Raw genomic sequence first — 284 nt, 5'->3', positions numbered from 1 at the left:
GAATAAAAAATGTTAGGAGTTGAATGGATGATGCAAGCTGTAATAGACCGCATTGTTGAAGGAAAACACGCTGTAGTACTTATTGGTGAAGACGAAGTGGAAAAAATTGTTCCAATCGAACTGATTTCTGATAACGTTAATGAAGGTGACTGGATAGAGATTAAAATTGATAATGACGGTAACATTATATCCATTGAACAGGATACTCAAAGTACGAAAGGAACTAAACAACGTGTGAAAAATAAAATGGAATTACTCAGAAAAAGATCTAAACGTAATAAAAG

The 284-nt window shown here is 33.1% G+C and carries 1 protein-coding gene; it reads left to right on the top strand.

Translation table 11 applies throughout. The features are described from left to right. Positions 1-27: 27 nt before the first annotated feature. Positions 28-284: DUF3006 domain-containing protein (locus tag AOA60_RS23695; RefSeq protein WP_158235057.1), on the top strand; the 257-nt coding region annotated here is incomplete at its 3' end.

The sequence above is a fragment of the Pseudomonas sp. 2822-17 genome, assembly GCF_002742485.1.
GTDB classification, from domain to species: domain Bacteria; phylum Pseudomonadota; class Gammaproteobacteria; order Pseudomonadales; family Pseudomonadaceae; genus Aquipseudomonas; species Aquipseudomonas cyclaminis.
Note: the sequence above shows the minus strand (reverse complement) of the source record. Positions and strands in the feature narration are given on the sequence as shown.